The organism is Aeromonas sp. HMWF015 (genome assembly GCF_963878965.1).
Classification (GTDB): domain Bacteria; phylum Pseudomonadota; class Gammaproteobacteria; order Enterobacterales; family Aeromonadaceae; genus Aeromonas; species Aeromonas veronii.
Map to the genome: position 1 here is coordinate 1 of NZ_CAWNZT010000375.1, position 7,138 is coordinate 7,138.

The window sequence follows — 7,138 nt, forward strand, 5'->3', positions numbered from 1 at the left end:
GGGTCGCTGCGACTGGCGGCCACCATAGTCGCCGCCAGTCGCAGCGACCCCGCCCGCCGTGGATAGAGCGGCGCCTGATTGCCGAGAATGGCGATCAGCCGCAGGTGGGAGTCGTGGCGCGGGCAGGTGACCCAGGGCTCGTCCGTCAGCGCATCCGGGGTGAGCGATCCCTTGCCCGTCAGCGGGTGATCCGGCGGCAGCACCAGCACAAACTCCTCGTCCAGCAGGGGGATAAAGAGCTCGTCGCCACAGCGCAGGGATTCGCACCCCAGCCGCACATCGCCACAACAGCCCTCCTCCAGGGTCAGCAGGATCTCCTCGTGGGCGAGCGCCCCTTGCACCAGCGCCCCCACCACGCCATCACCAAGGTCTGCCTCAATCCCCACCGTCAGCTCGAGGCAGGGGGAGGTTTCACGAAACTCGCGGGCGAGGGAGTCGGTGTCGGCGATCAGCCGCTTGGCACGGGGATAGAGCCGGTGGGCCGCTTCGGTCCCCTCCACTCCGCGCGCCTGCCGCACAAACAGGGTCACCCCCAGCTCATCCTCCAGCGTCTTGATGGTGGTGGAGAGGGTGGGCTGGGTAATGAAAAGGCGGGTAGCGGCCGCCGTGATGTTGCGCTCCTCGAAGACAGCCACAAACGCACGCAGGGTTCGCACATCCATTGAATTCACCTATACCAGACAGTCATAAAAGCCATTTTTCACGGCGACACGGGGCAAATATAGTGGCTTACCTGCCACAAGGCATCCCAATTTTCTATATCAGCGTCTATCAACACAGCCAGGAGCCATCATGCGCCATCTCTCTGTCATCGGCCTCGGGGCCATGGGCTCCGCCCTCGCCACCACCCTGATCAAGGCGGGCCATCCGGTCACCGTCTGGAATCGCAGCGCCGCCAAGGCAGCCCCGCTGCAAGCGCTGGGTGCGACACTCGCCCCCTCGGTTGGCGCAGCCATCGCAGCAAGTGATATCACCCTTGTCTGCGTCGATAACTACGCCGTCAGCCAGCAGTTGCTGGATGAGGCGAGCGATGCGGTGGCGGGCAAGCTGCTGGTGCAGCTCTCCACCGGCAGCCCGCAGGGGGCCAGAGCGCTGGAGAGCTGGAGCCACGCCCGCGGCGCCCGTTATCTCGATGGCGCCATTCTCTGCTTCCCGGATCAGATCGGCACCACTGACGCCAGCATCATCTGCTCGGGGGCTAGCACCGCCTTTAGCGACGCCGAGCCGGTGCTGCGCCTGCTCGCCCCTACCCTCGACCATGTGGCCGAGGCGGTGGGCGCCGCAGCGGCGCAAGATTGCGCCGTCGCCGCCTACTTTGCCGGTGGTCTGCTCGGTGCCCTGCACGGCGCGCTGATCTGCGAGGCGGAAGGGCTGCCGGTGGCCAAGGTGTGCGCCCAGTTCAGCGAGCTCTCGCCCATTCTCGGTGGCGATGTGGCCCATCTGGGCAAGACGCTGGCGAGCGGCGATTTCGATCACCCCTACGCCAGCCTGAAAACCTGGAGCGCCGCCATCAGCCGCCTCGCCGGTCATGCCACCGATGCCGGGATCGACAGCCGCTTCCCGCGCTTTGCCGCAGAGCTGTTTGAGGAAGGGGTGGCGCAAGGGTTTGGCCAGCAGGAGGTGTCGGCCCTCATCAAGGTACTGCGGGCGCGCAATGGAGCGGCACAATGAACGAGCTGACCAACCACACCCCAATTGCACTGGTCACCGGCGCCGCTGGCGGGATTGGCCGCCAGCTCTGTATCGGGCTGGCCGAGGCGGGTTATCGGGTGATCGCCACCGATCTGGCTCCTCACGCTTTCGACCATCCCGAGATCCACTTTCACCCGCTCGATCTGCGGGACGAGCAGGCTATCGTGGGGCTCTTTGCCGAGGTGCGCGCGCAGCATGGCGGCATGCACCTGCTGATCAACAACGGCGCCATCAGCAAGTTCCACACCCGTTTTGAAGATCTGAGCGCAGCCCAGTTCGATCAGGTGATAGCGGTCAATGTGCGCGGCGCCATGCTCTGCGCCCGCGCTTTTGTGCAGGCCAACCGCGATCTGCCCTATGGCCGCATCATCAATATTGCCTCCACCCGCTGGCAGCAGAACGAACCGGGTTGGGATGCCTACGGCGCCTCCAAGGGGGCGCTGGTCGCTCTCACCCAGTCCCTCGCCAACTCGCTGGCCGACCATCCCATCACGGTCAATGCCATCAGCCCAGGCTGGATCCAGGCGGAGGATTACCACCCCCTGACCGAGGCGGATCATCGCCAGCACCCGAGTGGCCGGGTCGGGCGCCCCGACGACATCACCCGCGGCTGCCTCTTTCTGGCGGATCCTCGCAACGACTTTATCAACGGCGCCAATCTGGTGGTCGATGGCGGGATGAGCAAGAAGATGCTCTACCACACCTCCGCCTCCTTCTGGGAGGAGTAACCCCTGCGGCGGCAGCCCGATTTGCGCTGCCGCCGCCATCTCACCCCACACTCGCCCCTGACCATTTTTTCATCGCCTTCCCGTGCCCGCCCCTTGCACTGGCCAGACCGACTGGCAACAATAGGCACTCAACTGACCCCTCTTCATTTCGCCCGTTAATTGATCGCCCAACTCATCGCGTTGGCGGGCTGTTTCCGTTAAAATGACGGGTTTTTGCCGTGCCTGGTTTGCCAATCCCCACCATCAGGCACTCGCAGCGTGAATCCTATGATGCCAGTGATGCAGGATCTGCCATGAACAACTACTTTCGGGTGCTGGGCGTCAAGTCCAACGCCAGCGAAAACGACATCAAGAAAGCCTATCGTCGGCTGTCAAACCAGTACCACCCCGACAAGCTGCACGGGGCCAGTGAAGAAGAGAAAGAGCAGGCAGCCATCAAGCTGCACCAGGTAAAGCAGGCCTATGAAGTGCTGTCCGATCCGAAACAGCGGGCCGCCTTTATCAAGGATTTCAACAACGTCATCGTGACCGACCCCGCCTCCGCCATGCAGGAGATGTGGGATCAGTTCTACCCCTGAAACAGCAGGCAGAAAGAGCAACTATGCAAAAGAGATGGGACCAGGCGCGGCTCAAGTCGCTGCAAAGCGATGCCAGCGAAAACATCGAATCCTACCGGGATCAGGACGACCCCAAGGGGCTGGAACAGTTCACCGATCAGATGAAAAGCCTGCTGCTGGCCGATATGAGCATGCTGGAGTTTATGCCCGAGTATCTGCCGCTGGCCCTCTATGGCCGGGTGCAGTTCCCGGCCAAAGCCAAGTCGCAGTGGAACAAGTGGCTCGCCAGCGGCGAGCAGCCGAGCTGGGACGAGTTCAAGGTGAGCGTCGGCTTCAACAACGCCGCCCTGCCGCTGGTCAAGGCGGTGCGGGCCCAGAGCGAAGATCAGCTGATGGAAGCCTGCGCCGTGCTGTTCCTGCTCGACAACCCGCTACCGCGCGGTAGCCAGCGTGCCGATGACGACTATGAGCTGCGCGACGAAGAAGATGAAGACGGGGAAGATGCCGACGCCGACTACCATGGTGGCAGTGACCGCTATGGTGATGACGACGGCGATCAGGATATGTACGACGAAGTCCGTTTCTAATTGGGGCAAGGCATGAGCAACAGTCTGATAGAAATTACCGCCATCGAGATCAAAGAGCTGGCCGTTATCGAGCCGAAGCAGGCCAGCGAGAAGTTCGAGCTGATCGCCAAGACCATGTCTGACGACCAGCTGGCAGAAGTGATTGAAAACATTGATATCGTTACCCTGACCCAGATTAACGGCCAGCACGATATCTCCTTCCCCTCCATCATCTCCGAGCTGATGACCCCGGAGCGGATCCGTGACATCGTCTGCCAGCAGCCGCTCTACTGGGAAGAGGCGATCAAGAACAACGCCGACGAGCTGCAACAGCACACCTTCGACTTCCTCAACTACCTGATCCGCACCCAGGATAGCGAAGCCAAGCAGCGCGAGATCCTCGAGTGCGTGGCCGAAGATCCGGCCGGTCTCTTCTACCTCGCCATCCCCTTTATCGAGTTCTATCGCGGCGATCGCTATGAAGAGGACGAAGGCTATCGCGACGTGCTGCACGCCGAAGAGGAAGATCTCGAAGAGTCCCTGCGCTACAGCGAGCGCCAGCAGAGCGAGGATGTCCACGACTACGCGCTGGATGACCCGAGAAGCCTGTTGATGCTCATTCGCGAGCTGGCCCCCGAGGTGGAGAAAGCCATCAAGGCGCTGCTGCGCAACGAGCACTCCACCTGGGACGGCATCATCAACAAGTTTGCCGCCGAACTGGTGATGCAGGCCAAAGAGAAGAACAAGGTCGAGGAAGACGAGTACGGCGACGTCGACGACATGTTCAGCTTTCTGGATTAAGGAGCCCATTCATGCAGTTAGTCATTCGCGATGCCAACCAGGGCCCCTTTCTGACCCAGGTGCTGCGCTTTGGCCGCGACAATGAACGTTTGAGCGAGCAACAGCTGGCCGCCATCAAGGGCAAGGCGGTGCTGATGAGCCTCAAATTCGCCGACAAGTACTACAACAAGTACAAGATGCACCTGCTGGAGCAGGCTGCCCACGACGTCATCGGCGTAGTGAGCCTCGGTCTGCAGGAGCTCTCGGCGCGGGATCCGGCCAAGGCGCTGGCGCTGCTGCAGGCGCCGGAAGGCCCCATCAAGCCGTTCCAGAAGGGCTGGTCGATGCTCATTACCGTCAGCCCCAAGCAGGCTGGCAACAGCCTCTACGGTGACGTGGATGCGCGCCTCTTGGACAAGATCTCGAGCCCGCCCGATGTGGAGGAGTGGCAAGGGTGGCAGGAGTACGAGAAGGCACTGACCGAGCACAACAAGAGCCGCCTGATGGAACTCATCGACCAGCACTTTTTCGCCTGCGAGAGCGACCACCCCACCATGGAGGACAAGCTGGCCGAAGCACTGCTCTACCGCATCCTCTGCGGCAAGGGCAGTGGCGCCGCCCCGCTCAAGGTGAAGCAGGATCTCAAGCGCAAGCTGGCGCGGGAGATTGAGCTCGACGAGGGCTGGTACGACACCGACTATCTCGCCGCCCAGCTGGCCCTGATGCTGAATGCGCTGCCCGCCGACATGGCCGCCACCCTGCGTCAGGAGCTGAGCCCGGGCTTTGTGCCGAACCTGCTGCACACCCTCGGCTTTGTGCGCCAGTACCAGCTGCTGCAAAAAGAGAACGCCTCGCCGGAGAAGCTCGACAACATGGAGATGCGCGCCGGTCTCAAGCACCCGCTGCTCGGCTGGCCGCTCTACCACGACTTCTAAGGCCGCTTTCGTCGCCCATCAGTCGCACCACAACGCCCGGCCCGCCGGGCGTTGTTCTATCCTCCCCTCACCCTCTCCCAAGCAGAGAGGGAACACGCGCAAGTCACCCTGCGGCTGCCCCTTCTCTTCCCGATATTTATTCACTCAATACCCAAGGATGAATAAACAACCTGCGATACAACCGCTTGGCACCAGCTGCGTTTCGGGACAACAAAGCGGGACGCAGATCCCGCTACAGCGCCATAATCGGCACCAAATAGCCGACTGGATCACATCAACCGTGTCGCAATCACGTGGTAAATCGAGCTACAACCACGGCTCAATTGCGCATAAAAAGGCGAAATAGATCAATAAAAAGCAATTAATCGCGCCAGATTAAATTTCAGGTATGGCTATTTGCACCGCTTGGCCGCTAAATGACAGACCGGCCTTCAGACCAGCATGGAAGCGCACAAGGCTAGCCGGCAGCAGACCGGTACGCTCTCAGGACGAGTAATGACTTTCTTCTCTCACAGGAGACAGACCGTGAGCGCTTCGAATCAACACCCCACCATTCCCCCCGGCTCCGGGGCGCTGTTCTTTATCCAGACCTTCTCGACCCTGGGGTTTGCCGTGCTCTACTCCACCCTGGTGCTCTACGCCACCAAGCGGCTCGGCTTTAGCGAATCCCAGGCCAACGCCATGATGGGGGTCTTCGGGGCCTTCAACTATGGCCTGCACCTGTTTGGCGGTTATCTCGGCGGGCGTTACCTCAGCAATCGCAACCTGTTCGTGATGGGGATGGTGCTGCAGGTGATCGGCTGCTACTTCATCGCCGAGATGGGGATCACCGGCCTCTACTGGGGGCTCGCCATGTTCCTTACCGGCAGCGGCCTCAACGTCACCTGCCTCAACATGATGCTGACCCAGCGCTTCGCCCCGGATGATCACCGCCGCGAGAGTGCCTTCCTGTGGAACTACGCCGGGATGAATCTGGGCTTCTTTATCGGCTTCACGGTAGCGGGCTACTTCCAGCTCACCGAGGATTACCGCACCCTGTTCCTGTTTGCGACGCTGGGCAACATCATCGCCATCATCGCCACCTTCGCCTGCTGGCCCATTCTGGCGGATATCAGCACCCCGCTGCGCCATGTCAAAGGGAGCGGCTTCTACCGCCGCATTCTGGCCGGGATCGCCATTCTGGCCATGCTGGTGCCGGCGCTGCGTCTGCTGCTGACCCACGCCAGCTTCAGCGGCAGCTTTGTGCTGATCCTGGGGGCCGTGGTGCTGGTGCTGCTCTGCGTGATGACCGCCCGCCACCCGGACGCCGCCGAGCGCAGCCGCATGGTGGCCTACCTGATCCTCGCCCTCGGCTCCCTTATCTTCTGGTCGCTCTACCAGCTGGCGCCCATGGGGCTGATGCTCTTCTCCGAGCACAACATCAACCTCAACGTGTTCGGGCTGCGGGTAGCCCCCCAGTGGATCCAGAACATCAACACGATCGTCATCGTCATCGGTGGCCCGCTGATGGCGCTGCTGTTCAAGCGACTGCGTGAACAGGGCTGGAATATCGACATCCCCTCCCAGTTTGCCGCCTCCCTGTTCTGCATGGGGCTCGGCATGCTGGTGCTGCCGCTCGGCATCCATCTGGCGGGAGCCGATGGGCTGGTCGCCTTCAAGTGGATCGCCATCAGCTATGTGCTGCAGAGCTTTGGCGAGCTGCTTATCTCCCCCATCGGTTACGCCATGATCGGCAAGCTGGCCCCCGCCAGCCTGCAGGGTCTGCTGATGGGCTGCTGGATGATGGTGACCGGCGTTGCCTCCGTGCTGGCGGGCTATGTCTCCAGCGCCATGCCGCAAAATATCGGCAGCACCCCGGTCGCCACCAACCCGGGCTACAG

General features: G+C 61.8%; 8 protein-coding genes. 7 read left to right on the forward strand and 1 reads right to left on the reverse strand.

The genetic code is table 11. The features are described from left to right. Positions 1 to 662 (reverse strand): LysR family transcriptional regulator (locus tag AACS18_RS19445; protein ID WP_108613064.1); only part of this gene is annotated, 662 nt, incomplete at its 3' end. Between the two features lie 130 nt (positions 663 to 792). Between AACS18_RS19445 and AACS18_RS19450 the strand changes: the two genes are divergently transcribed. From AACS18_RS19450 to AACS18_RS19480, 7 genes are all read left to right on the forward strand, one after another. Beyond that, positions 793 to 1,671, forward strand: coding sequence for an NAD(P)-dependent oxidoreductase (locus AACS18_RS19450; protein WP_108613065.1), 879 nt, complete (start codon positions 793 to 795; stop codon positions 1,669 to 1,671). After that, positions 1,668 to 2,420 carry an SDR family NAD(P)-dependent oxidoreductase gene (locus tag AACS18_RS19455; RefSeq protein WP_108613066.1) on the forward strand — a complete coding sequence of 251 codons (753 nt, stop codon included), beginning with the start codon at positions 1,668 to 1,670 and terminating at the stop codon, positions 2,418 to 2,420. The genes AACS18_RS19450 and AACS18_RS19455 overlap by 4 nt, the downstream gene beginning before the upstream one ends. 293 nt (positions 2,421 to 2,713) lie before the next feature. After that, a complete protein-coding gene (atcJ, locus tag AACS18_RS19460) occupies positions 2,714 to 2,998 on the forward strand; it encodes a cold adaptation protein ActJcold adaptation protein ActJ (RefSeq protein WP_005343121.1) in 285 nt (94 codons plus the stop codon). Between the two features lie 23 nt (positions 2,999 to 3,021). Beyond that, complete coding sequence (atcA, locus tag AACS18_RS19465) at positions 3,022 to 3,564, forward strand: cold adaptation protein AtcA (RefSeq protein ID WP_108613067.1); 543 nt, start codon at positions 3,022 to 3,024, stop codon at positions 3,562 to 3,564. A gap of 12 nt (positions 3,565 to 3,576) precedes the next feature. Beyond that, a complete protein-coding gene (gene atcB, locus AACS18_RS19470) occupies positions 3,577 to 4,344 on the forward strand; it encodes a cold adaptation protein AtcB (RefSeq protein WP_005335887.1) in 768 nt (255 codons plus the stop codon). Between the two features lie 11 nt (positions 4,345 to 4,355). Then, complete coding sequence (atcC, locus tag AACS18_RS19475) at positions 4,356 to 5,258, forward strand: cold adaptation protein AtcC (RefSeq protein ID WP_108613068.1); 903 nt, start codon at positions 4,356 to 4,358, stop codon at positions 5,256 to 5,258. Positions 5,259 to 5,783: 525 nt separating this feature from the next. Next, positions 5,784 to 7,138: peptide MFS transporter (locus AACS18_RS19480; protein WP_258228770.1), on the forward strand; the 1,355-nt coding region annotated here is incomplete at its 3' end.